The sequence below is a fragment of the Nocardia gipuzkoensis genome (assembly GCF_021183645.1).
In the GTDB taxonomy this organism is placed as follows: Bacteria; Actinomycetota; Actinomycetes; order Mycobacteriales; family Mycobacteriaceae; genus Nocardia; species Nocardia abscessus.
Window position 1 is genome coordinate 7,222,840 of the sequence record NZ_CP089225.1, and the last position, 23,589, is coordinate 7,246,428.

General features: G+C 66.5%; 25 protein-coding genes and 2 pseudogenes. 10 read left to right on the top strand and 17 right to left on the bottom strand.

Annotated elements, in window-relative coordinates; translation table 11 throughout:
- Window positions 1-114 precede the first annotated feature (114 nt).
- The 5 genes from LTT66_RS33015 to LTT66_RS33030 all read right to left on the bottom strand — a co-directional run bounded on the left by LTT66_RS33015 (window position 115) and on the right by LTT66_RS33030 (window position 4,530).
- Complete coding sequence (locus LTT66_RS33015) at window positions 115-1,119, bottom strand: hydroxyacid dehydrogenase (protein ID WP_233062425.1); 1,005 nt, start codon at window positions 1,117-1,119, stop codon at window positions 115-117.
- Between the two features lie 44 nt (window positions 1,120-1,163).
- Window positions 1,164-1,328, bottom strand: coding sequence for a PspA-associated protein PspAB (gene pspAB / locus LTT66_RS37560; protein ID WP_408638701.1), 165 nt, complete (start codon window positions 1,326-1,328; stop codon window positions 1,164-1,166).
- Between the two features lie 295 nt (window positions 1,329-1,623).
- Window positions 1,624-3,114, bottom strand: coding sequence for an ABC transporter permease (locus LTT66_RS33020; RefSeq protein WP_233062426.1), 1,491 nt, complete (start codon window positions 3,112-3,114; stop codon window positions 1,624-1,626).
- Window positions 3,111-3,860: an ATP-binding cassette domain-containing protein gene (locus LTT66_RS33025; RefSeq protein ID WP_233062427.1), complete on the bottom strand. Its 750-nt coding sequence runs from the start codon at window positions 3,858-3,860 to the stop codon at window positions 3,111-3,113. Before LTT66_RS33025 ends, LTT66_RS33020 begins: the two co-directional genes overlap by 4 nt.
- Window positions 3,861-3,876: 16 nt before the next feature.
- Window positions 3,877-4,530 (bottom strand): methyltransferase family protein, encoded by a 654-nt coding sequence (locus LTT66_RS33030; protein WP_233062428.1) that lies wholly within the window; start codon window positions 4,528-4,530, stop codon window positions 3,877-3,879.
- A 276-nt stretch (window positions 4,531-4,806) separates the two neighbouring features.
- On the opposite strand from LTT66_RS33030, the gene LTT66_RS33035 reads away from it, so the two are divergent.
- Entirely contained in the window at window positions 4,807-5,106 is a 300-nt protein-coding gene (locus tag LTT66_RS33035; RefSeq protein ID WP_233062429.1) for a DMT family transporter, read from the top strand.
- 119 nt (window positions 5,107-5,225) lie between these two features.
- Entirely contained in the window at window positions 5,226-5,510 is a 285-nt protein-coding gene (locus tag LTT66_RS33040) for an SHOCT domain-containing protein (protein ID WP_233069480.1), read from the top strand.
- A 300-nt stretch (window positions 5,511-5,810) separates the two neighbouring features.
- Here LTT66_RS33040 and LTT66_RS33045 read toward each other — a convergent pair whose 3' ends face one another.
- Entirely contained in the window at window positions 5,811-6,071 is a 261-nt protein-coding gene (locus LTT66_RS33045) for a PH domain-containing protein (RefSeq protein ID WP_233062430.1), read from the bottom strand.
- A gap of 363 nt (window positions 6,072-6,434) precedes the next feature.
- On the opposite strand from LTT66_RS33045, the gene LTT66_RS33050 reads away from it, so the two are divergent.
- Both LTT66_RS33050 and LTT66_RS37565 read left to right on the top strand, forming a co-directional pair.
- Window positions 6,435-7,154, top strand: a complete 720-nt coding sequence (locus tag LTT66_RS33050) for a hypothetical protein (protein WP_233062431.1) — start codon at window positions 6,435-6,437, stop codon at window positions 7,152-7,154.
- Window positions 7,151-7,588, top strand: coding sequence for an SIS domain-containing protein (locus LTT66_RS37565; protein ID WP_408638702.1), 438 nt, complete (start codon window positions 7,151-7,153; stop codon window positions 7,586-7,588). The genes LTT66_RS33050 and LTT66_RS37565 overlap by 4 nt, the downstream gene beginning before the upstream one ends.
- Before the next feature lie 239 nt (window positions 7,589-7,827).
- Here the strand turns inward: LTT66_RS37565 and LTT66_RS33055 are convergent, their stop codons facing one another.
- Window positions 7,828-8,277, bottom strand: coding sequence for a hypothetical protein (locus tag LTT66_RS33055; protein ID WP_233062432.1), 450 nt, complete (start codon window positions 8,275-8,277; stop codon window positions 7,828-7,830).
- Between the two features lie 298 nt (window positions 8,278-8,575).
- On the opposite strand from LTT66_RS33055, the gene LTT66_RS33060 reads away from it, so the two are divergent.
- Together LTT66_RS33060 and LTT66_RS33065 are read left to right on the top strand one after the other, a co-directional pair.
- A complete protein-coding gene (locus LTT66_RS33060; protein WP_233062433.1) occupies window positions 8,576-10,009 on the top strand; it encodes a hypothetical protein in 1,434 nt (477 codons plus the stop codon).
- 254 nt (window positions 10,010-10,263) lie between these two features.
- The gene (locus LTT66_RS33065; RefSeq protein WP_233062434.1) at window positions 10,264-10,464 is read left to right on the top strand and encodes a hypothetical protein; all 201 of its coding nucleotides are present in this window, start codon (window positions 10,264-10,266) and stop codon (window positions 10,462-10,464) included.
- 53 nt (window positions 10,465-10,517) lie between these two features.
- Here LTT66_RS33065 and LTT66_RS33070 read toward each other — a convergent pair whose 3' ends face one another.
- Complete coding sequence (locus LTT66_RS33070; RefSeq protein WP_233062435.1) at window positions 10,518-11,264, bottom strand: hypothetical protein; 747 nt, start codon at window positions 11,262-11,264, stop codon at window positions 10,518-10,520.
- A 117-nt stretch (window positions 11,265-11,381) separates the two neighbouring features.
- Window positions 11,382-11,903, bottom strand: a complete 522-nt coding sequence (locus tag LTT66_RS33075; RefSeq protein WP_233062436.1) for a hypothetical protein — start codon at window positions 11,901-11,903, stop codon at window positions 11,382-11,384.
- A 634-nt stretch (window positions 11,904-12,537) separates the two neighbouring features.
- On the opposite strand from LTT66_RS33075, the gene LTT66_RS33080 reads away from it, so the two are divergent.
- Window positions 12,538-12,786 carry a hypothetical protein gene (locus tag LTT66_RS33080; RefSeq protein ID WP_233062437.1) on the top strand — a complete coding sequence of 83 codons (249 nt, stop codon included), beginning with the start codon at window positions 12,538-12,540 and terminating at the stop codon, window positions 12,784-12,786.
- 72 nt (window positions 12,787-12,858) lie between these two features.
- Here the strand turns inward: LTT66_RS33080 and LTT66_RS33085 are convergent, their stop codons facing one another.
- From LTT66_RS33085 to LTT66_RS33120, 8 genes and pseudogenes are all read right to left on the bottom strand, one after another.
- Window positions 12,859-13,623, bottom strand: coding sequence for a phosphotransferase (locus tag LTT66_RS33085; RefSeq protein ID WP_233062438.1), 765 nt, complete (start codon window positions 13,621-13,623; stop codon window positions 12,859-12,861).
- Between the two features lie 98 nt (window positions 13,624-13,721).
- On the bottom strand, window positions 13,722-14,711 hold the full coding sequence (gene galE, locus LTT66_RS33090; RefSeq protein WP_233062439.1) for a UDP-glucose 4-epimerase GalE: 990 nt from the start codon (window positions 14,709-14,711) through the stop codon (window positions 13,722-13,724).
- A 28-nt stretch (window positions 14,712-14,739) separates the two neighbouring features.
- Window positions 14,740-15,546 carry a class I SAM-dependent methyltransferase gene (locus tag LTT66_RS33095; RefSeq protein WP_233062440.1) on the bottom strand — a complete coding sequence of 269 codons (807 nt, stop codon included), beginning with the start codon at window positions 15,544-15,546 and terminating at the stop codon, window positions 14,740-14,742.
- Complete coding sequence (locus LTT66_RS33100; RefSeq protein ID WP_233062441.1) at window positions 15,543-16,745, bottom strand: metal-dependent hydrolase family protein; 1,203 nt, start codon at window positions 16,743-16,745, stop codon at window positions 15,543-15,545. Before LTT66_RS33100 ends, LTT66_RS33095 begins: the two co-directional genes overlap by 4 nt.
- Entirely contained in the window at window positions 16,742-17,083 is a 342-nt protein-coding gene (locus tag LTT66_RS33105; protein ID WP_233062442.1) for a cupin domain-containing protein, read from the bottom strand. Before LTT66_RS33105 ends, LTT66_RS33100 begins: the two co-directional genes overlap by 4 nt.
- Entirely contained in the window at window positions 17,076-17,762 is a 687-nt protein-coding gene (locus LTT66_RS33110; RefSeq protein WP_233062443.1) for a hypothetical protein, read from the bottom strand. The genes LTT66_RS33105 and LTT66_RS33110 overlap by 8 nt, the downstream gene beginning before the upstream one ends.
- A gap of 318 nt (window positions 17,763-18,080) precedes the next feature.
- A pseudogene (locus LTT66_RS33115) lies at window positions 18,081-18,271 on the bottom strand (dihydrodipicolinate reductase); the annotation flags it as partial.
- Between the two features lie 64 nt (window positions 18,272-18,335).
- Window positions 18,336-18,578, bottom strand: a pseudogene (locus tag LTT66_RS33120) (Rieske 2Fe-2S domain-containing protein); the annotation flags it as partial.
- A gap of 325 nt (window positions 18,579-18,903) precedes the next feature.
- Here LTT66_RS33120 and LTT66_RS33125 point away from each other — a divergent pair.
- Genes LTT66_RS33125 through brxC form a run of 3 tightly spaced genes read left to right on the top strand, consistent with a single transcriptional unit; the run spans window position 18,904 to window position 23,587 of the window.
- Window positions 18,904-19,464, top strand: a complete 561-nt coding sequence (locus LTT66_RS33125; RefSeq protein WP_233069481.1) for a DUF1819 family protein — start codon at window positions 18,904-18,906, stop codon at window positions 19,462-19,464.
- Window positions 19,461-20,069, top strand: coding sequence for a DUF1788 domain-containing protein (locus LTT66_RS33130; RefSeq protein WP_233062444.1), 609 nt, complete (start codon window positions 19,461-19,463; stop codon window positions 20,067-20,069). Before LTT66_RS33125 ends, LTT66_RS33130 begins: the two co-directional genes overlap by 4 nt.
- On the top strand, window positions 20,066-23,587 hold the full coding sequence (brxC, locus tag LTT66_RS33135) for a BREX system P-loop protein BrxC (protein WP_233062445.1): 3,522 nt from the start codon (window positions 20,066-20,068) through the stop codon (window positions 23,585-23,587). Before LTT66_RS33130 ends, brxC begins: the two co-directional genes overlap by 4 nt.
- Window positions 23,588-23,589: the final 2 nt, after the last annotated feature.

Sequence of the window (23,589 nt, forward strand, 5' to 3'; positions counted from 1 at the left end):
GCTGATCGACGCGGTGTCTGATCGTCGTCGCATTCGCACTGGCGGCGGTCGCCATCGCTGCCTCGTTCGGACACGATCGGAACGGCAGATCGTCCAGAGCGATCCATCGCTGGCTCACGTTTGTACGGTATTGCGCGGCGTCCCCTGAGCGAATGCTTCGATGTTCTGCAGCGTCGTGTCGATGATCCGGTGCACTGCCTCGTCGGTGTTGTAGGCGTTGTGCGGTGTGATCAAGACGTTGGGGAAGCCGAACAAGACATGCTCGGCGACGAGCGTTCTCAGTTCGAGTGGGCCGAGAGTGCGACCGCGGAAGATCTCGGCTTCTTCTCCGACGACCGATTCTTCGGGCAGCACGTCCAGTCCGGCCGCTTTCAGTTTTCCGCTCGAAAGCGCCCGGATCAGCGCGGCCACGTCGACGATGCGCCCCCGCGCGGTGTTGATGAGGACGGCACCAGCCTTCATCAGGCCGAACTCCCGGTCGGAGATGAGATGGACCGTCTGCGGGGTGGCCGGGGTGTGCAGGGTGAGGATATCCGCGGCAGCGAGTGTTTCGTGCAGCGGAGCGTATCGGAACCCGAGGCGCTCGGCGACCGTATGGTCGGGGTGCAGGTCGGTCGCGACGATGGTCATGCCGAACCCGTGCGCGATCTCGATGACGCGGCGGCCGATGCGGCCTGTGCCGATCACGCCCAGGGTTTTGTCGCGCAGTTCGAATCCGCGCAGCCCGGACTGGGAGAATCGGCCGCGGCGGGTGCGTTCGGCCGCATCGACGAGGTGCCGGGCCAGCGCGAGGATCAGGGCGAAGACGTGTTCGGCGACCGTGGAGTCGCCGTAGTCGGGAACATTGCTGACAGTGATGCCGTGCGCGGCGCAGTACTCGAGGTCGATGTGGTCGTAGCCGGTGGAGCGGGTCGCCACCAGTTGCAGCTTCGGGAACCGTTCCAGCATGTCGGCGTCGAGCCGTGAGCGGATGAACGTGCTGAGCACGTCGGCGTCGGCCGCCGCGGGCACGGGGGGTGTGTCCAGCGGCTCGGGTGAGCAGATCAGCTCGTGTTCCGGTAGCAGCCGCAGGCACGCAGTATGTTCCCACTGCTCGACTTCGTATATCGCGATCTTCACCGGCGCTCCTCGGGCGGGGCCGTTCGGCGGTTTATGCCGGGGATTCACGGGACTGGTGCGTTCCATATCGGAAACCGGCGCTCGATATCGGATTCGATGGGCAGTTCACCGGAAAGCGCTGTGCGAACCTGTAGTTCGAAGGCACTGTCGCGCCGCTGGGTACCGGTGGGTGCGAAGGGGTGGATGGTGCCGCGTTCGAACAGATACACCAGCCCGAGCCGGCGCGCTCACTTCTCGTCACTTCCTCGATGTCGGGGTCGTCGATGTCCACCGTCGTCCCCGCCGGGCTCTGCCACTAGAGACATAGGTCCCGGCCCTGCTGCCATCGGTCGCAGGGCCACACCCACAATCGGAGATCGGATGTCGGCGGACCGGCGGAAGCGACCTCGACCTGCGCCCTCGAGCTGTTCGCCCCGCTGGTGCGGGGCTTCTTGAGCGGCGATGGAATTCGGACCCGAGCCGATCCTCCACGAACCATTGTGGCTGCAACCAGGGGCGGCCAGATCAGATACCCAGGCGTGGTCGCGCTCGTGTGCCGCGACCGAAGAGCACGGCTGCGATCACGACCAGTCCGCCAGGCCAGGCCAGGGCGAGCAGCAGCATTCCGGGCAGGTCGAAGTCGGTGGTCAGGCCGGTGTCGAACAGCAGCCGGGTGCTCGCGTATCCGGGCCAGAACCGCGCCCACGGGGCGGGTTCGGGGCGCAGCATCGGGCTCTGGATGAGGCCGAGGTCCAGGAACGGGATCAGGAAGGCGACGAAGACGCCGGCGACGCGGCCGAACACCGGCGCGAGAATCATCCCGATCAGGGCGTAGGTGAGCGCGGCAAGTATGAGGGCGATGATGAATCCGGCCCACTGCGCGGGCGTGAAGACCGTCGCTGTGACCGCGAGGGCGGCGAGACCGATGACCGCCACCGCGACCGTGAGGACACCGAAACGGACCGCGAGCAGGACGCTGCTGCGGTATCCGGCCAGTCGCAGTCGGCGATCGCCCGCCTCGGAGTCGGCCACCACGAACAGCCCGGCCAGGGTGGCCAGTGCGGCAACCGCGATCGGTGCCATCGTGCCCGCGTGCACCTCCGGGAACCAGAACGCGTCGGCAACGGTCCGATCCCCGTGACGCACCGAGATCGCAATGGTGCGTTCTGGGGTGGTCACCTTGGCGAGCAGGATGAACACCACCGGCACGACCACCAGCAACGCCAGCAGCGCCGGGTTGCGGCGCAGATCGACCAGACCCAGCCGCATCCCGGTGAGCAACTGCCCGGACGGGCGGTGCGCGGGCGGCGCGGCGCGGGCGGCGCGGACAAGCACGACCGATCCGACAGCGACCGCGGTGATCAACCACAGTAGGGCGTAGCCCAGGTCGGTGATCCGTCCACCGTGCCCGGACGGTAGGTCGATCATCCACAGGGTGACGAAATGTGTCGGCAGCCAGCGAATGAAGGTTTGGTCGGTGCCCATGCGGGAGGGCCCGAAGAACACGTCGATGATCCACACGAACAACACCAGCACCGCACCGTTGACCGGGTTGGTGGCCAGCACACCGATCACGGCCCCGATGGCCAGATAGATCACCGCGAACATCAGCGTCCCGGCGATCGTGCGCAGCGGGTGGTCGAGCCCGGTGCGCGCTGCCAACGCCGCCAGCGACACCGCAGACACCAGCACGGCCAGCAGCAGCCCGGTGGCGGCGCGGGCGGCGACCAGCCGTCCCGGCGCCAGCCCGGCAATCACCAAGCGCCGGTCGGCCGCGCGGGCAGCGCGGATCTGGAAGTACATCGCCAGGCCCGCCAGGAACCCCGCCGACCAGCCGACCGTCGCGGTCTCCACGGACATCTCGATACCGCCGAGCAATTCCATAGCATCGGAGATCGTTCCCGCGGCGACGAACACGAACAGTGCGGGCACGAGCACCAGCACCACTAGGTTCACCGGGTTGCGGGCGTAATCGGTGACGAAGGCCCGCACATAAGGGATGACGGATCGGCTCATGACGGCGGCTCGCTGGTCGGTGGCGGACCGTCCGAGGGTGCCGCGCCGACGACTCGCGGTGTCAGATGTCCGTCGGCCAGGTGCAGGATGCGGTCGAAGCGGTGCTCGTCGGCGACGAAGTGACTGATGATCAGCACCGAGCGGCCCGCGGCGCGACGGTGGGCGACCAGCTCCCAGAATTTCAGATAGGTGTCCCAGTCGAATCCGGCGTAGGGCTCATCGAGCAGCAGCACGGCGGGATCGGCCAGCAGGGCGAGGGTGAGATTCAGTTTGGCCAGCGTCCCGCCGGACAAGCGATCCGCCCTGGTCCGGGCGTAACGCTCGAAACCCAACGCCGCATACAGTTCTCGCTGCGCGCGCTGTTGATCTTCCCGGGTCATCCGGTAGGCACGGGCGAACAGCTCGATGTGCTCGTCACAGGTCAACCGCTCGTAGACCACGGGCTGCTGCGGGCAGTATCCGAGCAGCCCAGATCGGGTGACGGTGCCGGCGTCCGGCTGCAGTTCGCCCACGAGGATCTTCATCACCGTCGATTTGCCCGACCCGTTCTCCCCGACCAGCCCCACCACCTCACCGGGACACAACGCCAGACCCACCCCATGCAGCACCGTCTGCCTCGACGTGAAAGACCACCCACGACGGAAGGACTTCTCGATCCCGGTAGCCGTCAACACCGGCGCGCAGGCCCTCGCCTCGGCGGTAGATCCGGTGGCGGCACTGGCCGCGGCGGCGTGCTGTGTGGTCATGAAGTACTCCTGTGGTTCATCGCGCCGCCGCCGCTCGTCCCCGGGCATGCGGCAGCCGCGGCACGAACGCCGGTGTCCGCGCGGCGTACTCGGCCCACTGTGCACCGAACTCGGCGGCGACCTCGCGTTCCTCGTTGTGCGCCAGCCGCAGGTAGACCACAACCAGGATCGGGAACATGATCAGCGTCGGGATGGTCGGCCACTGCAACAGGAACCCGATCATCACCAGCAAGAACCCGTCGTACTGTGGATGCCACACCCACGCATACAGCCCGGTGATCGCCAACCGGTGGGCGCGGGCCGCATCGTGCAGCGGGCGCCACGCTGCGGCGATGAGCCAGAACCCACCGCCGATGGCGAGGTAGCTGGCCAGGTGGAACGGGCTCAGATGCGGATCACCGCTCCAGCCGATCAGGTCGTTCCACAAATGCCCGCCGGCATGCGTGTCCCGCAACAGCGGGAACCGCGACCCCAGCCACGAACCCAGCAGATAGATCGTCAGCGGGATGCCGTACATCTCGGTGAACAACGCCACCAGGAACGCGGTGTAGGCACCCATCGCCCGCCAATCCCGCGTGGTGCGCGGGCGGAAGAAACTCAACCCGAACGCCACGAACAACACGGTATTGAGAATCACCAACGGCCACAGGCCATACGCGGAGTCCGCCATGAGAGTCCTCCTCACCGACTACGCGCTCAACAGTGCCCGCTCCCTCCACCCGGGACAATGGCCCGAGGTCCGCGCTAGATAGGCCGAAGGCATCCACCTGAGCGTCCAAAGTCCCTACAGTCTGGAGAATCGCGCCGAACACCGGGAGTCCGGGTATGACGATCCGCGCCACGAGCCAGCCGGTGCGACCCTGGCGGATGCTGCTGGTCGCCACCGGAGTTTCTGCTCGGCGGTGATGTCCTCGCGATCCTCGCCGGTGCCCTCGAGGGGCCGCCGGTGATCGAGTGGTCGGGCCGCTTCGTCGTGGCGCTGCTCGCGCTGGGCTGGTTCGCCACCGCGCTGCCCTACGTGCTGTGGTTCACCGAACTGCGCCGCGCATCGGTCACCGCCGTGACAGCGTGGACATTGCTGGTCCCTGTGGTCGGTGTGCTGCGGGGCGTCATCGTGCTCGGTGAACGACCAACGACAGCCCAGGTCGTCGGCTACACGATCATGGTCGCGGCCTTGACCGTCGTCGCCAACTCCGATCGCCACGCTCGCGACCCAGCCACCCAGAATCCACGAATTAACCATTAGTACTCGCTGGTCGGGGCGTTTGCCCCTACCGCGCCGACGAGATCGCAGCGCACGCTGAAGCCACGACAGAAATCGGGCCATGTGCTCCACGTTCGACGTCGGCAGAGGAGATGACAACGGTGATGTTCTGGTACGACCACGACATGAGCGGATGGGGATACGCCTGGATGGGCATCGGGATGGTGGTGTTCTGGGCAGTGCTGATCACCGGCTTCGTCCTGCTCGTCAAATACGCCACCCAAACCGGCCGCACCCAGCCACCAGGACAACCACCTCCCACCGCGGAACAAATCCTCGCTGAGCGGTTCGCCCGCGGCGAGATCGACCGAGACGAGTACCTGAAGCGGCTGGAAACCCTGCGCGGACCCGCCACCATCCCAACCCGCACAACCCCACCCCAATAGGCGCTCACCGCGGCGATGTCGCCACCGACCACAGACGTCCCGACTGTCCGGACTGTGGCGCATCGTGCGGCTGGCATCGGCAGACAAGGTCTCCGCGTTTCGATGCAATGAATCCGTCATCGAGCTCGCACGCAACGACTCGCAGACCTCTGCGAAACCCAGCAGCCGACCGGAACCCTTGAATCGCCGTGTGGTTTCGGTCTCTGACCGATCACCTCGCCATCCATCCCGACCTCACAGCGCACGCCACGAACACAACAGCACCAGCAGTATGAGCGGATATGACTGACCGCGAACATGTCAGTACTCGACTCCGATGCTGCGCAGGCTGTGGCCCTGCGCCATCAGGGTGTGGACCTGGGCATGACGCTCGCGGGTTCGGACCGCGGTCCGATCGGCACGCAGATGTGGTTCGACCGGGCCGTGGGGCAGGGCCGCCGCGATTTCGCTGATGTCGAGCCGTGCCGGTGTGTCGTCGAGGCCGGGCACCGCGGTCAGGTGCAACTGCTTCGTCGTCCAACTGATCGCCGACCGGCCGGGTACCCGTCCGATCTGAGGCACCCGGCACCGTTGTGCCGTACTCGTATCAAATATCAAGTGCTGCAATAGTTTTAAGGAAACAGTGTGTTGACTATGTGTACGCGATATGCGGACACTGGAATTCTCGGCGACCCACATGAAGCGAAGGGGGGCCGAGGTGTCGATGTCTGCGCATACGCCTGACGCCGCCGCGGGTCACAAATCGCGGTCGTGTGGTGCTCGTATTTCGACTCGTCGGTCACCGATCCGCAGGGAATCGGCGCTCACCGTGAGTGGCTGGCCGCTGGGATCGAGCCCAGCGGCCGAGAATTCGTCTTGAGTACGGGCCAACGGGTGGAGCTTGTCTCGTTCGAAGCCATCCCTGCTGGGGGCCGTGATCCGCGGATGCCGGAGACCGCCGGCTGGATTACCGGTGAGAGCGCCGTGCGGCGCAGGCTGGCCGAGATTGCGGCCGGGCTGCGTTCTCGGATCGGGTTCGTGCTGCGCCAGGTCGAATCGGCTGGCCAGCCGCTCCCTGAAGGGCATCCGTGCAAACCGGTCGTCGCGGATTCCGTGGCGCTGGCGCGGCGGGTGCGCGACGAACTCGGCTTCGACGCGGCGCTCGATTATCCGGCGGCTGCCCTCACCGTCTTGGCAGAGCACGCGGAACCGGCGGGCCGAACTTTGCTGGTGGTGGGAGGCGGCATGCTCGGCCGAGCAGTCGCCGAACAAGCGGGATCCGCCGGGTACACGCAGGCGCTGATCGTCACCCGCGGCCCCAGTCGGCTGCGCAAGAGGCTCGTAGGCCCGACTCACCCGATATCGCTGGCGAGGGCCGACGGCGCCCGAGAAATGCTGGGCACCCGACGGTGGGATGCGGTGATCGCGACCACGGCCCTCGACGAGGGCTACCGGGCTCGAATCAAAACCCTCATCGACTCACCCGAATGCGTGGGCGCGGTGGACCTCTCCGGCGTGCCGCTGCGCAGCCGACCCACAGACCGGTATCAGCACATGTACGGGCCGCACTTCACCGCGCTGGTCCAAAAGCAGAACCGCTATGTCGCGCGGCGTGCCGAACTCGTGCGCCGCACGATCGCTGAATCGGTGGGGGAGCAGCGATGACTGTGGGTTCGGAGCCCAACAGCAGAACTGCAGCGAACGTCGAGGTGGATCGCATCGCGGCGCTGACTGCGGCTCTCGGGTACCTGGATGTGGAGAAGGTCAGGTCGTGGGGACGAGTACTCGCCGACCGGTTCCAGCAGGGTGGGCGGATCCTCGTGGTGGGCATCGGCGTCTCGGCGGCGCAGGCGCAGCACTTGGTGGCCGAGCTGGTGGGTCGTTTCGAGTCCGAGCGGGCCCCGTTGGCGGCGATGGCGTTGACCACCGATTCCGCGGTCGTGACTGCTCGCGGTATGCCAGAGACCATCTCGGGGAAGCCGTGGGCTACACGCGCCCCGACGACTGGTTCGCCGGATTCGTCAACGATGCTGTGCCGAAGTCGGAGTCGAGTTCCTGACCGGAGCCCGCACGTCCGGGGTTCGCGGGCAGCTTCATGAAATGGACTTGTGGGGGTGGTGCGAGTGCCTCACCCGCATGTGCACCAGGCGCGGGCCTTCCGGCCGGACAGTGAGAATGCTGCGGGAAGGCAGACGCGAGGCTGGGTCGTCCCGACAGCCATCCAGACGGTTGGTGACCTGGATTCGGGTCTGGGCCGATGCCCGTCACCGCATCTCAGTCGTGCAGGGCAGCGGGTCCCCACACGCCGCATGGTATCCTGTGTGGCTGCCGGGCTCGATCAGATCGGATCCCCGGGGTGCGGATTCACCTGTGTGACAGGTGCTTGCACGGTCACCCACTGTCCCCGGTCGGCGTCCCACCCCAAGACTTTTCGGTGCAGTGCTGGCTCGGTGGGGTCGAGGTCGAGCAGCGCCAGGCGCGCCTCGTCCGGAAGGTCGGCGGTGACCAGGATCGCGGCCGCATCCACGTTCTCGAGGTCGAGCACGGTGACCACCTCCAGATCCCCGTGTGATCGCCGTGCCCTCCGAAACCAGCGTTGGCGCAGCTGGGCCGGAAGCGCTGCCGCGCCGTCGGCGGCACGCTGACCGAGCGCTTCGAGGAATGCCTTACCGAACACTGTCGCCGCGGGCGCGACCGCGCCGAACGCAGCAGCCGAGAACTGCAATACATCGTGCGAGAGTGAGCCGGGATCGACCGGCGGCAGGCCACCGCCGCGTGATGGTGGCACGACATCTCCGCTACCGGCCCGTTCCGGGCTCGGCTGTGGCTGATTCACGGTGACCCTACCCCCTCGCTTCAGTGCGCCCTGATAGTACGCCACTGCACTTCTGATCTGTTCTGCCGCGACCTGACCACGATCGACGCAGCCGCCTTAGGCGCATCGCGGACTGAGCTGAGTTGAGGGGCCTGGCGGTGAGCGGCGGTGTGATCTTTTCGGTGTCGCGGCCGCCGCCGATGTGTCAGTGTGGAGCGACGCGAGATCCGTTGAGTGAGCGTGTGTTCGGTGATCCAGCAGGGAGGGTGCTGTGTTCGAGATCGACCAATTGAGCGAGGGCCAGCTGCGCGAGGTGTTCGGGGCAGATCGGCGGTGGCTGCGCGATCCGGGGTTCCCTGACGGCGAACGTGACAGCGACGGGGTGCCCCGGTGGCCGGCGGATCGGGTGTGGGAGTGGTTGGCCGCGCAGCAGCCGCAGGCGGCGGCGGTCGTGCCGTTGCGGTACTGGCCGCGTGGTGTGGCGATCTACCAGAGTGCGCGCGCGATTCCAGACGGGGTGGTGCAGGACTGGTCAGTGCAGGGAGTGGTGCTGCGGGTGGTGTGGCCGACGGTGGAGGCGTTCGCTTCCGGCGGGGTGGCCGCCGCCGCGGCGGAACTCGCCCCCGGGGTGCCGCGTGTGATCAAGGTGCATCACGATTTCGGGTTCCGTGGCCCGTCACTGTCGGTGCACGACGAGTCCGGGCGCACGATCAAGGCCGACGAGCCGGTGTGGCCTGAACTGGCGCTGGTCCTGGGTGGTCGGGCGCCGTACTGGCCTTACGGGCTGCGGGATGCTGCGGCGATGCGGCGCTGGCGGCCCGGTGACCAATCGGTCCCGGTGGCGGCTGCGGTCGACGCCCTGGACCCGGCGCCGCTGCTGCGGCTGGCGGCCCTCATCCCCGCCGGAGACACTGCTCACGCTGTGCTGGTCGAGCTGGCCCGCTACGCCGAGCACCGCGCCAGCGAGGACGCCGCGCACACGGTCGAGATGATCACCGGTGATGCGAACGTGGCGGCGTGGGTGGATCTGGCTGCCACCAGCATGCGGGTCCCCGAACCCGATGACCTCGATGAGGTCGTGCTGCGCGACGGGTGGCTGGCCGTCGCGGCCCGTATCGACACCCTCGCCCACCAGGCGGTGAGCGAAGTCCGCAACTCCCGCTACAGCGTGTTCCTGCCCTACACCGCCGCCGAGTACATCGACCCCACGACCGGCCTCGGCGCCGAATGGGCCGCCCGGCTGCGCCCGACCAGCCCGTACGCGGGTTTCGAAGTACTCTACGACCACCTCGGCCCCGAGGAGGAACACACCATCACCGGTTACCTGACAGATCCGGCCACCGACGCACCAGTCGTTCGCCTGGCATCCGGGAAACTTCTGGCCGCAGTGCCGCATCGACTGCCGGCCAGCAGCCCACTCGCGGCGCTCACTGTCGGGTCACCGATCTGGGTTCGCCTCGCCGACAGCACCGTGCACCTGGCTCCGCGGCGGGATGCACCCGGGATCAGCTGGGGCTATTCGGGCAGCGGCACCAGCACCCTCGCGCTGCTCATCGCGCGGCTGCTCGACGACATCACCGCACCCGCCGCTGACCAGCTTTACGGCGGCGGCCCCGGACTGGAGAACCTGTTGCAGGCCGCCTGGCCTGATGGCACCACCTTCGCCCGCGCCGACCTCGACGCCGCCCGCACCGGGCAGCCGTAGAGGCTTTCTCGGCCCAGTACATGCGTTCTCGGCTCCACCACGTCTCGGTCGTCCAGCCGTCGACTATCTCACCGGCGGCGTTGATCGGCGGGTAGCACAGCTGGTAGGAGGCCCACCGGTGACCTCGCCAGCGCTTCCGAGCGGCATCTTCCCTGCTTCCTGAAGCGGCCTTCAGGCCGCTTCAGCGTGGCTTCAGGGCCTTCTTGCCACTCTGGGCGCCGATGATCGACAACGGCGAAAGGGGAGAACAGACCATGAACCCGACAGTGCGCATCGACGGGTATCCCTACCGAGTGGTGGGCAGGACTCGCCTGACGACGGCCTCACGGGCGTGCTACGGCAAGTACCGGTTCGTCCTGCGGCGGTTGACGGACGGGTCGCTCTGGACGGTGTTCGACTCCCGGGTCACGTCCACGTCGGAACTGCTGAAATGCGAGGGCGAACCGCGGCGGTGACGACCCCGCCGAGGATCCGGCCGCCGTGTCCGGCGACCGGGTCCTCCGGCCTGCTAGCGTCCGCGCGCTTCCCGCTGGTGTTCGCGCGCTTGGGCGCGGGCGGCGCGCCCGGCGCGGGTTGTCCCGGTACCCGGTGTCGGCGGCGGGCGGTCCAGCTCTTCGGCCGGTGGCGGCATGCTCACGGCGAGGATGCGCGCGACGTCGGGCGGCAGTTTCGCCAGCAGTTGCGCTCGCTCTTCGATGATGCGTGCCAGCTGTTGCTGGCGGGCGTTCTCGGCTGCCTTCTGCGCTTCCTGCCGTTCGACAGCTCGCTGCACGGCTTGTTGCACTCGCACTTTCGCGTCCTGCTGTCGTTGTTGCTGCTGCCGTATCAGCTCCGGCACGTTGTGCAGCTCGCGTTGTACTCCACGTGCCTGCTGCTCGAGGGCCCGTCCGAGTTTGCGTGCCTTCTCCGCTTCGGTGCGGGAGACCTCCACCACCTGGAAGCGTTCGGGAAAGTCGCGTCGCAGCGCCTCGAGCTGCGTGCGGACCGCCGGGTCGGCGGCTCTGGCCCGGATCACCCACGTGCCTGTGGCGTGCGGGTCGCGGGCTAGGACTTCCCGGTCCAGGCGGAGTTGATTGAGTGTGTGGGCGGTGGCGCGGACCACGACACCGCTCTTGTACTCGGTGAAGTCCCGACCACCGTGCTCGTTGACGCGGGCGGTGTCATGAATTCGGGTGTTTCCCTTGCCCTTACCGAGTTCGATCTTCGCTTCGTGACGCCACCCGTTCTGGCGGGTTTCGCCGCGTTGCTGTGCCATCCCTCGATGGAAGTGGCGGCCGCGGTCGCGCGCTTTGCGGGATCGTTCGCTACGACGGCGTCGCTCGTCCTCCTCGGACATCCTCGACCGTCCCCCCGCCGCCGCACACGGTGCCCGCTATTGCGGCCATGCTCCCGAGTCTCTGTAATCGTCGATGCGATCGGCGATGTCGTCGGTGAACCCGGCGTCGTGTTCGATCATCGACAGCAGCATGTCCACGGGGTTGTCGACATCGGAGGTGTAGTCGTAGCAGACCGACGGCCCGATGCCTTCGTACACCGGGGTGCCGTTGGCGGGCACGTTCACCGTCAACCCGCCGGCGTTACGGACCAGGTATTCGGTCAGGTAGCAGACGAGTTGGTCAGCGACCTCGGCGTTGTCTTCCAGCGCCTTCCTGGTCGGGAACAGCGCGAAGGCACCGTATTCCACCCATTCGAGCATCTCAGGTGTGTAGCGTCCGACGACCGGGCAGGGTGGCACGCTCTCACCGATGGTGAAGTCCTCGGCGACCGGGATGGCACGCAGTGTGTCATCGAACAGTCTGTCGATCTGGGTGAAGCAGCGGCGCAGATCCCCCCACTCACCCCACTCAGGAGCCGTTTGGGCTGCTTCGTCGTAGACAGACGCGAGATCGGTCATCCACTCATCCCCTCGATACGCTGCTGCCGCGGTTGGTGTCGATCGTATCGGTCCTGGTGGTCCTCGAGCGCGCAAACCATCCGCCGCGGTCGTTCTTCGGCTGATGGTCGCCGACACCGGGCGCTCCCGGTGCGAAGAACAGCTGCGCACCGCCCGGCCGTCACGCTGCGGCGGGCCTATCGTCCGTTGCGCGTGGCGACATTCCCCATGGCCTGCGGTTGGTGTGGCGCTCAGCACCCGGACGATCGGGCCAAAGTGCGGCGCGACTGTCGCCTGGCGCAGCGGCAGCCTCCTACCGAGCACGGCGACGCGAGGCACGCTCGGCGAGGGCAGCGGCGACCACCCCACACGTCGCCCTGACGTTTGTCACCGAGAATCGGACTGGTCTGATCGAGGCGGTGAAGGAGAACAGGCACTTAGCTTCGTCTCCAGTTTGTCGGTGCTGATGCGTTAATATGGGGCCCGACATTGTGTTCCCCGCGCATGCGGGGATGAGCCGCCTGTGTCTTTCCTGTAGCGGCAGTTGCCTTGCTTCCCGCACGCGCGGGGCATTCTCCCCACCTCTGGCGGTCGGATTTGGGTGGCCCACGTTCCCGAGCACGGGGTGTACGGGTACGGGCGGACGCTGAAAGCGGTGCGCGAAAGCATCGAGGACGGGCTCAAGCATGTCGGCGTGACCGCAGAGGTCACCGTCATCGCAGTGACACCAGAGCTGGAGAGCCTGCGGTCGATCGAGGACACCTACATGACGGCCTTGCGCGAGGCGGTGGCTGCCCTGGCACTGGCCTCGACAACACTGGGGGACATCGCCCTGGCGACAGGAGCGCCAACCAATCAAGTAAAAGCCCTGCTTGCTAAACCCACCGTGGCTCCTGGCATGTGATGGAGGTCCCGACAGGTCTCCTGGCCCCACGCGGGTGCCGCTGGTCGGCGGCACCGGCTTCTACGTCGACCCCTACCGGCGCGGCCACCCCGCCATCGGCACCAGCGCCCCTGCCGAGGTCAACTGGACGCGGTGGCTGTGCACCCAGTGATGGGCGGCGCGGATTGCCTCGACGGTTCCAGTGCCGCGTAGTGCGATCATGGCGGCTTCGCCAGCGGCGGCCCGAGACTCGATACCGCGCCAGCAGCGCTGCTGCCACCAAAGAATGGTGTCGACGACGGCGTGATGGTCGTTGAGGCCATAGGTGTTGCAGACCAGTTGTAGTTGGCTCGCTGCCTGGGCGACATCATCGATACCGGGCCCGAGATTCAGATACTGCCAACACAGGTGCGCGACGTCGTGGATGCGAGCGCCGGGTGCTGCGAGGTCCCAGTCGATGAACGCGACTGGCCGAGCTGTCGGGGCACTGGAGTCGTAAACGGTGTTCTTCGGCGACAAGTCGTTGTGGCAGACCACTTCCTGGTCACGGGCCAAGGGCGTTCCCGCGGTCAAGTCGTGGAGCTGGCGCAGTAGGTTCGCCACCGCGACCAGGTTCTGGGGCCCGGTCACGGGTGGCTGTCCACCGCTGTGGGGAACGTGCCCGCCGAGGTAGGTGAGCATTTCTCGCCCGAGTGCGTCCATGCCGAGGAAACGGGGTGCGCCACGCCATCCCCGGTCCTCGAGATGACGAAGTAGCTGGTGGATGAATTCTGCGTGCGGGCCGGGCTGGCGGTGAACGGTGTCACCAACTCGGACGGCCCGGCTGATGAACCCTCCTTCCATGGGAATCTCGGTCACCAGACCAGTGTGAACCGCAGCAGTGGCGTGATGCGGTCAGGGTGCAGCGGCGCGAGCCTGCTATCCCATCCTTCGCCCTATGAGGGCACGGTGGGCTGTCATCGGATCTGCGCGCACTGCTCGGAGTGGAAACGCCACGCATCACCCACGATGGTGGCAAGGTCGGTGTGCTCCGGCTTCCATCCCAACTCTCGCCTCGCTTTGTCACTGGAAGCGATGCACACCGCAGGGTCTCCAGGTCGGCGACCCACGATTCGGACGGGGAAGTCGGCGTCGGTGACCGTCCGGACTGTGTCGAGAACCTCACGGTTGGTGAAGCCCTCGCCGTTGCCGAGGTTGTAGATGTCGTGTCGGCCGGGCGAAACGGCGTCGAGGGCGAGCAGATGCGCGGCCGCGAGGTCGGCGACGTGGATGTAGTCGCGGATACAGGTGCCGTCGCGAGTTTCGTAGTCGTCGCCGTAAAGGGTGAACTCTGGGCGTTGTCCGGCGGCGGCTTGCAGCAGGATCGGGATCAGGTGGGATTCGGGGTCGTGGCGTTCGCCCAGGTGCACGCCGTTGTCGGTGAGGACGGCTCCGGCGGCGTTGAAGTAGCGCAGTGACGTGGCGCCCAGTGTGGTGGAGGCTCCGCATTCCCCGGCGATGAGCTGGTCGACGGTGGCCTTGGTCGCGGCGTAGGGGTTGTTGGGCCGGACTTCGGCGGTTTCGTCGAAGGCGGTGCGGCCGTCGCCGGTGTACATCGACCCGGTGGAGGAGAAGATCAGCCGTGGTACGCCCGCGGCGCGGATCGCGCGCAGCAGGGCCAGGGAGCCCTCGATGTTGTTGTGCCAGTACTTCTCCGGGTTGGCCACGGATTCGGCGACCTCGATGCTGGCGGCGAAATGGAGCACCCCGTCGAACCCGGCGGCCGGGGTGAGGACGTCAGCGGCCTGGTGGACCGACATCCGGTGGAATGTCGCGGCGGCGGGCAGGTTGGCTTCGTGGCCGGTGGACAGGTCGTCGATGATCTCCACCTGGTGTCCGGCGGCGACGAGCTGGTGGGCGACGACAGAACCGATGTATCCGGCACCGCCGGTGACGAGCAGCTTCACGTAGCTCGGGTTCCTTTCTGGGACAAGGCTATCGGACAGTTGTGGTGGCGACGATATAGCCCTTGGGGTCGCGCCAGCACTGTCCGGGATGGGCGGCGAACCAGTCGCGGATGTCGGTGCTCACCGCGTCGAGGATCGCGGCGCGGTGACCGCTGGCGGCGTCGACGCCGCAGAAGGAGAACAGGGACTCGGCGAACCGGATCACGGGTTCGGGGGTGTCGAAGACGAGGGCGTTGTCGCACTGGTGGATTCGGACGTCGCCGAACACCGTCTCCATCATTGTCGGCAGAGTCGTGGAGTTCACGTCGTTGACCATGCCCGTGGCCGGGGCCAGGCCGTGTTGGGCGGCCCGATCGATGACGAGTTGGCGGGTGCGGGCGCAGGTGGCGGGGTGGTTGACGCTCACGGCGACACGGCCACCGGGGCGGGTTATCCGCCGCAGCTCGCGCAGGGCCTGGTGCGGGTCGGGGACGTGGTAGAGCATGTGCCGGGCGGTGACGGCGTCGAACTCACCGGCGGCGAACGGCAGCGCCTCGGCGACGCCCAGGACGCCTTCGACGCCGGGGATGGCGTCGGCGGCGGCGACCATGGCGGTGGAATTGTCCAGGCCGACGAGACGACCGCGGTGTCCGCGGTCGGCGAGGTGGGCGAGGAATCGGCCATCGCCGCAACCGATATCGGCCAGAGCCTCGCTACCGGTCAGCTCGAGCGCGGCCAGGACCGCGGCAACCGGGTCATCGGGACGTTCGCTGTGGCGGGCGTGGGTCTCGATGCGCACCTGCAACGGTGTGGTCGAGGCGTATTCCGAGGTCAGGCTGGGTCCGGTGGTGCTCATGCGCTGGGGTCCTCCTCAGCTTCGGGTGTCGTGTTCAGGTGGTGCAGGTGTCCGGCTGCCACGGTCAGGATCGGTGTGGTCAGCTGGTAGAGATCGCGGGTCGGGTCGCCGGGTACGGCGATAAGGTCGGCGCTGAGCCCGGCGGCGAGCGTACCGGTGAGATGCCCGATCCGGAGCGCATCGGCGGCCCGGCGGGTGGCCAGGTCGATGACCTGAGCCGGGGACAACCCGAGGTCTAGGTAGGCCAGCAGCGAGTGCGGGTAGCGGCCCGGCGGGCTGTGCGGGATGCCCGAGTCGCTGCCGGGGATCAGTTGGACACCGGCGTCGAGCATGACCCGCAGATGGCCGCGGCGCACCGGCCACGGCAGGCGCCCGGTCGCCGAGCGGGCGAGGTGGTTGATCGTGGGGCAGACCAGGATTGCGCGGTCGGCGATCTCGCGGACCAGACCGTGGTCGAGATGGAATCCGTCGGCGGTCATCCAGGTGCAGTGCTCGATCGAGTCGACCCCTGCGGCGACGGCCTGCCGGATCGCGGTGGTGCCGTGCGCGTGGGCGGCGACCGGCAGGCCGTGGTCGTGCGCGGCGTCGACAGCCGCCTTGAACTGGGTGTCGGTGAACTGCGGCTCATACGGCGAGCTGGCGCTGCCGGTGGTGAACCCGCCGCTGGCCATGATCTTGATCCAGTCCGCACCACGGGCGGCGTTCGCGGCCACCAGGTCCCGGATTTCGGTGATGGTGTCGACGGCCCCGCCGAGGCCGTGGCAGTGCCCGCCTGCCACGGTGAGCGGGATGGTGGCGGTCAGGACCCGCGGCCTGTGGTGAAGCCGGGTGAGGGTGTCGAGGTCGGTGTAGCGGGGTGCGCCGAGATCGCGCACCGTCATGACCCCCGCGTCGAGGAGTGCGGCCAGGCTGGCGCGAATGGTCGCGGTGACCGAATGACGGGTTGTCGCCTGGATCGCTGCCGGCGGGTGTGCGGCACCACCGAAGCTCAGGTGCACGTGCGCGTCGATGAGGCCGGGCAGCACGCTCGCCTCCGGCAGGTCGATCCGCTCGACATCGACACCGCTCCAGCCGCCGGGCACGTCAGCTGGCGGCCCGACCCAGGCGATCTTGCCGTCATCGACGACGACGGCGCCCGGAGTGTGCGCAGTGCCGGGGCCGGTGAGTACCCGGGCGGCGGTGATGATGCGCGCGTTCATACCGGATGCTTCGCTGGGGTGTGGCGGTCGCGCTCGGCGAAGACTTCGATCACCAGCGTCCCCGGCGCGACGAGGGCCGCATGCGGCACCTGGTCTGCCAGGCTGAAATGTTCTCCGCCGCAAATGGTTCGGTGCTCGTCTGCGGCGGTGAGCTCGACCTGTCCGGCGAGCACCAGCCCGAGTTGGGGGCCGTGCTGGTGGCGCGGCACACTCGCCCCGGTGGGGAAGGACCAGAACACGACCTGTCCGTGGGGGCCGGCCAGCAGGTAGCCGCGGCCGCCGGGGAACGGGGTATCGACGGCGGGCAGTTTTCGTACCCAGTCCGGCCAGTCATCCACGGTTGTGCCTTCCTGGTGTCGGACCGGCCGCCGGGGTGGGGCCGGTGTAGTTCGCCACCGGCCGTGCACCGAAGTTGTGCGGGCCCAGGTGGTGGTAGTAGTCGGCGCGCAAGCTCTGAAGGTGTGCGCGCAGCACCCGGTTCGGGTGGTCGATGCCGCGCCCGAACTCCACCGGTGAGATCCGCGCCAGCGAGTCGATGCAGTCGAGCGCCGTGGGCACGGTGTCACGGTCGATCGCGGTCATGGTGACGTGCAGCGCCGAGGCCGCCGCCTGCCGGAACCGGGGAGGCCCGTAGAGAATGACGGTGGCTGCCAGGACCGCGCGCTGGAACCCGTCGAGCAGATGCACACCAGCCACAGCCGTGTGCAAGGCCGCGAGCAGGTCGCGGTGGGTGGCCGCGACACCGAACAGGTGCGCGGCCGCAGTGATCACCAGCTCGTAGGCGGCGGCGTCGGTGAGCGGCATCGGCTGGCTGTGTTCGCGGGCGCGCACCAGCTCGGCGACCCCGTCGCGGCCCAGCACCGCACACGCCCGAGGGTCGTCGACCAGGCCGCCATACCGCTGCGGGCCACCGGCGCAACCGTCGAGGCAGGCCAGAGCGCGCAGCGCTTCCAGAGCCGTCTTGATGCGCCACGGCGTGGCCCCTGGCGGGCTGTCGGGGCAGTAGATCGTCGCCAACTGGTGGGTAAGCCCCTCCAGGCCTTCACGCGGGCCGATCGGTGGGTCGGCGATCCCGGTCGGGACGGGCCCGGCCAGCGGGTGGTCGGCGGCGTGGTGCAGGTCGGCGCCGAAGCGGCCCGCGACCCGGCCGACATTCCGGCAGCCGACGGCGAACGTGTCCGGAGGGGGAGTGGACCACTACGCACACGTGCTGTACCAGCGAAAAGTTCTGGTCGTGGGTGGCTGACTGTCGCAGGTTGGAGCCCTCGGCGGGGCGTTGTGAACGTGGGAATGGGGACGACCTGCGGTTCGGGCGGTCGGTTGGTGATCGAAGTCGACCGGCTCGATACCGACGATCTCTCCAGCGCCCGCCCGATCATTTCGGGCGAGCAGCATTGCAGCCCAACGAGATCCAGATCGCGATGCTCGCGGATACGGCTGATCATTTCGGTGCCGATGTTGCCGGTGGCGACCTGGAAGACTCGGACCTGGCCGGAAGAGCTCACGGCGAGACTCCTTCCTGTCATGAGGGAGGGTGATGTCGTCTGTTGTGTGCCGGTAAGTGCCGGTGACCGCCCGCGGCCGGGGTGCGACCGCGCCGCTGCCGGGTCGTGCGGGCGCGGTGGGCCCTCCAGGCGGTGTAGAACTGCCTCGCCCATTCGCGCACCGCGGTGAATCCCTGGATTCCTTGCGTGACAACGCAGGTGGGTCCGAGTAACGCTGGTGTGCCCAGATGCGGAGGTCGGCTTCGAACTGGTCGATGACGAAATCGGCCACCGTCGCGCCGTATTCGGTGATCTCGGGGCTGTCGTCACCGGGTTTGCGGCCGATCCAGTTGCAGCGCTGGCCGGACGGGCCCGTGGTCTCGGGCGCGCAGGGCCAAGGCCGCCGCGAGTCGCCGCCCGCGCTGGCTCCAGCGATGACGATTCGGGCGGGGTCGGTTCCCGGCTGCTCGGCGATCCAATCCGTCGATGTACGCGAACAACGCGTTCTCCGCGTCTTCTCTTGTGCGCCAAGCATTCCGGTATGCAAGCTCGGTCCTATAGCCTGATCTACTGCCCGAAAACAGGAAGGACGCCCTGTGGCCGTGACCGACCAGCCACGAGCACGCTATGCATTATCGTTCACGAGTGGCGGCCTCTTGGTCCGTGAGGGCGAGGTGGTCGCCGAGGTATATCTGGGTTGCCGTTCCTGGGACGAGACTCGCACCCGGATCGTAGAGGGTAACCGGCTACAAGCACGCACGTCCTCATCGAGCACTCGTGTCACCCGCGAGACCGTTCAACGTCTGTCCGTGCTGAGGGACAGTGAGCTCGAGCTGCTCATCGACGCAAGCCCCACCGAGCAGCGTCATCTCATGTGGGTTGCGGCCTGCCGTCGCTACGACTTCATCGGCGACTTCGCCGAAGAAGTTCTCCGCGAACGTTTCCTGCTGATGGCCCCCACCTTGAGCACCGAGGACTTCGACCGTTTCCTGACCGGGAAGAGCCTGTGGCACCCGGAACTCGACGAGCTGAAATCTTCGACCAGTCAGAAGCTCCGCCAGACCCTGTTCCGGATGCTCCACGAGGCAGGACTGCGCACCACGAGTGGGGACATCGTCCCTGCCGTGCTCTCCGCGCGTGTCGCCGAGCTACTCGGCCGCCGGACCCCTAGTGACCTCCGGTTCTTCCCGACCATGGCGCCGATCAGCGAGTTCGACCACGAGGTGCAGCTATGAGGACCGCCCAACGGAACCTCGTCAGCGACGAGAAGCACGTCTACGACGTGCTGCGCAGTGAGCGGTTCCTGAAGATGGAAGGCCTGTCCAAGGAAGTCCCGTTCTTCATCTACCACTTCCCGCCGTCATGGGCACTCGACGTCGACGACATGCGTGACCGTGTGCAGACGAAGCTGCAAAGCGACGAGGGGCGCAGTGTCGTGGAAATCAATCTCTACGACCTTGCCGTGGAGCTGTTGAAGGCCCGCGGTGTCTGGGAACGCGTCCTCGACCTCGAGCCAACGATGGACAAGTCGGAGTTCCGTGGGGTGTTGCAGGGCATGCTCGATCCGCATGACCACCTCGCACCCGCCATCCGGGCACGGCTCGATGAGCAGTCCAGCGACATGGTCTTCCTCACCGGCATCGGCGAGGTATTTCCCTTTATCCGCACCCACACGGTGCTGGAGAACCTGCAAAGCGTCGTGGTCGGGCGTCCAATGCTCGTCTGGTTCCCGGGCACCTATGAGTTCACTCAGACAGCCGGTCACCAGCTGCGCGCACTGAACCTCGGTGCCAGCGACAGCTATTACCGGGCCAAGGACATTCTGGAGCAAGAAGCATGAGCGTGCGCACGATCAACGAGATATTCGCCAAGCGGATCGACCGAGCAATCGAGGGTGTCATCAAGGCCGATGACACCTCCCAGCTCGCCACCGAGGTGGAGGAGTATGTCCTCACGAACGAGGCCGCCAAGGGCGTGGAACATGTGCTGGAGGCCTACACCAACTGCACGAACGCCAACGGCGTGTGGATCTCCGGCTTCTTCGGCTCCGGTAAGTCACACCTGTTGAAGATGCTCGCCCACCTGCTCGGTGATATCGACGGCCACGAGTATCCACGGGCCCGGGTCTCGGAACAATTCCGGGTCAAGGCCGATGACGCATTCCTGCCTGCCCTGATCGTGAAGGCCGACCGGATCGTGGCCAAGAGTCTTCTGTTCAACATCGACCAGAAGGCCACGCTGATCTCGAAGGACCAGAACGACGCGTTGCTCAAGGTTTTCGTGAAGGTCTTCGACGAAACCCGCGGCTACTACGGCAATCAAGGGCACATCGCCCGTTTCGAACGCGACCTGGACTCCCGTGGTCAGTACGCCGAGTTCAAGGTCTCCTTCGAGCGCATCGCAGGGATTCCGTGGTCGCAGGGCCGCGAACAGGCGGCCCTGGAAACCGGGAACATCGACAAGGCATTCGCCGAGGTCAACGGCTCCGAGAGCCCCGGCATCATCCGCCAGTACAGCCAGACCTACAAGGTCTCGATCGAGGACTTCGCTGACGAGGTCGCCGCCTGGCTGGGTCGGCAGCCCGAGGGCTACCGACTGAATTTCTTCGTCGACGAGGTCGGCCAGTTCATCGGCACCAACACCCAGCTCATGCTGAACCTCCAGACCATCGCGGAGTCCCTTGCGACGAAGTGCAAGGGGCGCGCGTGGATCTTCGTCACCTCGCAGGAGGACATGGAGAAGGTCGGCGGAGACCGCACCAAGCAGCAGGCCAACGACTTTTCCAAGATCCAGGCCCGCTTCAAGAACCGGCTCAAGCTCACCAGTCAGGATGTCGAAGAAGTCATCCGGAAGCGATTACTCGCCAAGACCGCGTCCGCCGCAGGTGAGATCGCGGCGATCTACAGCGCCGAGCACGCGAACTTCAAGACGCTTTTCAACTTCGTAGAGGGACGTCACTACCCGAACTACCGGGATGAGTCCCACTTCGTGGGCACTTACCCATTCGTGAGCTACCAGTTCCCGCTGTTCCAGTCCGCGATCGAAGGCATCAGCGACCACAACATCTTCGAAGGCCGCAACAGCTCCGTCGGTGAGCGCTCCATGCTCGGCGTTGTTCAGCAGGTCGCCACCGAACTGGCCGACAAACCCTTGGGGACGCTCGCTTCCTTCGACCAGATGTTCGAGGGCATCCGCGCCTCGTTGAAGTCCGCAAACCAGCGGGCCATCAACGACGCCGAGCGCAGCCCCTCGCTTCCTCCACTGGCCGTCCGGCTGCTGAAGGCCCTGTTCCTGGTCAAGTATGTGGACACCTTCAAAGCCACCGCCCGGAACCTCACCGTGCTCGTCTATGACCACTTCGGCACGGATCTCAGCCAGCTGGGCAAGGACGTCAACGCGGCCCTCAATGCACTGGAGGCGCAGACCTATATCCAGCGCAACGGCGACCTGTACGACTATCTGACCAATGACGAGCAGAAGATCGAGCAGGAGATCAAGAATGTCGACATCGACAACCCCGAGGTCTCCGGAAAGCTCAACAAACTGCTCGCCGAGTCCGTGGTCAAGCTGACCAAGACCACCTACAAGAACGGGCAGAACTTCCCCTTCGGATACAAGCTCGACGGCACCCCGTATGGCAAGCAGTACGAGCTGTCGCTCCACTTCACCAGCCCTGAAAGCGAATTCAGCCTGGATCAGATCAAGGCCCACAGCGCCGGGCTCGACGAACTGCGCGTTGTTCTCCCGGCCGAGGCCAACCGAATCCTCGGCGACCTGCGTCTGCTGCTGAAGACGGAGAAGTACGTCAAGCGTGCCCAGGGGTCGAGCCGCACAGCGATCGAGCAGACGATCCTGCAAGCGAAGGGAACTCAGAACGCGGAACGGGAAAAAGAAATCGTCGAACGGTTGCGTACCGCGGTCGGCGACTCGACGCTGATCCACAACGCCGGCGTCCTGGATGTCAGCTCGTTCGACGCACAGGCCCGGATCAACGAGGGGTTCCAGCGGGTCATCGCCGCGACGTACAAGAACCTCGGGATGCTCGCTGGCAAGACCTTCAACGAGCAGAGCCTGGGTGAATTCGTGAACCCCGCAGGTGACGGCTTGTTCCAGCAGACGGCGAGCATCCTGGAGGTTCCCGGCGGAGACGTGCTCGGTCACCTGGAGCTGCGCCGCAAGCGCCATGAGCAGGTCACCATGCGGCAGCTCATCGATCGATACACGGCGAAGCCGTTCGGCTGGGATCAGTGGTCTGTCGCCGCGGTGGTCGCATACCTTGCCGGTCAGTCGAAGATCGAGATCCAACTGAACGGGAAGGTCCTGGCTCGTACCGAGATCACCGGTGCGCTGCGGAACACACAAAGCTACTCGGCCATGGTCGTCGCGCCGCAGCGGGTGTTCGATGCCAAGATCGTGAATGCGTTCCGCAAGTTCGTCGTGGAATTCACCGATGACGGAGGGGTCACCAAAGACCCGTTGGAACTAGCGCGGGCTGGCAAAGAACGCCTGGAAGCCAGGCTCGCAGAACTGAAGACGCTGCGTACAGCTTCACCGTTCGCGTTCATCGATCAGCTGGACGAGCCGATCCAGATGCTCGCCGAGCTGTGTGAACACAAGGCGGACTGGTTCATCACCGACTTCAGTGACGCTGATGATCTGCTCGACGCGAAGGGCAACGTGATCGACCCGATCAAGGCCTTCCTGAACGGCAGCCAGTGCGGCATATTCGAAAAAGGCCTGGCCTTCATGCAGAATAACCAGTCCAACATCGCCTACCTGGTCCCCGGCGCCACCGACGCCGTCGAATCCGCCCTGGAAGACCCACAGATCTTCCGTGGCAACAAGACACGGCAGCTCGGTGCCGCGGTGGAGGACCTGGAACAGCAGTTGCACAGCCTGATCGACGCGGAACGTACCGCCGCCACCGACAAGATCAACGACTACTGGCTTCAAGTGCCGCAAAGCAGGGCATACGCCGACGCAACCGATACCGCCCAGCATTCGGTGACGAGCAAAACGCAGGCCGTCCTCGACCGGGTGCGGCAGGAGACACAGATCCCGGCCATCAGGAACCTCGCAGCCCACTTCGCCGACACGATCTACCCGGAGATCATCGACGAACTGGAAGCCGCCAAGGCCGCGCCCGATCCGAGCTCCGAACCGAAACCCCAGCCTGGTACAGACCCAGCCCCGAAGCCCGCTCCGGCGCCGGTCAAGCAGACCGTGTCGATCAAGAAGCTGACGCTGCCCGGCAATGGGCAGGTCCTCGAAACCGCGGACGACGTCGAGGTTTACCTCGACAGGCTCCGTGCGACGCTGCTCGCCACGATCAACAACAACAAGCGCATCACGCTCTGAGG

Bases quoted from the DNA above. Each gene is read 5' to 3' on its own strand.
- LTT66_RS33020 (WP_233062426.1), bottom strand. From the start codon at position 3,114: ATGAGCCGATCCGTCATCCCTTATGTGCGGGCCTTCGTCACCGATTAC.
- LTT66_RS33025 (WP_233062427.1), bottom strand. From the start codon at position 3,860: ATGACCACACAGCACGCCGCCGCGGCCAGTGCCGCCACCGGATCTACC.
- LTT66_RS33030 (WP_233062428.1), bottom strand. From the start codon at position 4,530: ATGGCGGACTCCGCGTATGGCCTGTGGCCGTTGGTGATTCTCAATACC.
- LTT66_RS33050 (WP_233062431.1), top strand. From the start codon at position 6,435: ATGCCGGAGACCGCCGGCTGGATTACCGGTGAGAGCGCCGTGCGGCGC.
- LTT66_RS37565 (WP_408638702.1), top strand. From the start codon at position 7,151: ATGACTGTGGGTTCGGAGCCCAACAGCAGAACTGCAGCGAACGTCGAG.
- LTT66_RS33065 (WP_233062434.1), top strand. From the start codon at position 10,264: ATGAACCCGACAGTGCGCATCGACGGGTATCCCTACCGAGTGGTGGGC.
- LTT66_RS33070 (WP_233062435.1), bottom strand. From the start codon at position 11,264: ATGGCACAGCAACGCGGCGAAACCCGCCAGAACGGGTGGCGTCACGAA.
- LTT66_RS33075 (WP_233062436.1), bottom strand. From the start codon at position 11,903: ATGACCGATCTCGCGTCTGTCTACGACGAAGCAGCCCAAACGGCTCCT.
- LTT66_RS33095 (WP_233062440.1), bottom strand. From the start codon at position 15,546: ATGAGCACCACCGGACCCAGCCTGACCTCGGAATACGCCTCGACCACA.
- LTT66_RS33100 (WP_233062441.1), bottom strand. From the start codon at position 16,745: ATGAACGCGCGCATCATCACCGCCGCCCGGGTACTCACCGGCCCCGGC.
- LTT66_RS33130 (WP_233062444.1), top strand. From the start codon at position 19,461: ATGAGGACCGCCCAACGGAACCTCGTCAGCGACGAGAAGCACGTCTAC.
- brxC (WP_233062445.1), top strand. From the start codon at position 20,066: ATGAGCGTGCGCACGATCAACGAGATATTCGCCAAGCGGATCGACCGA.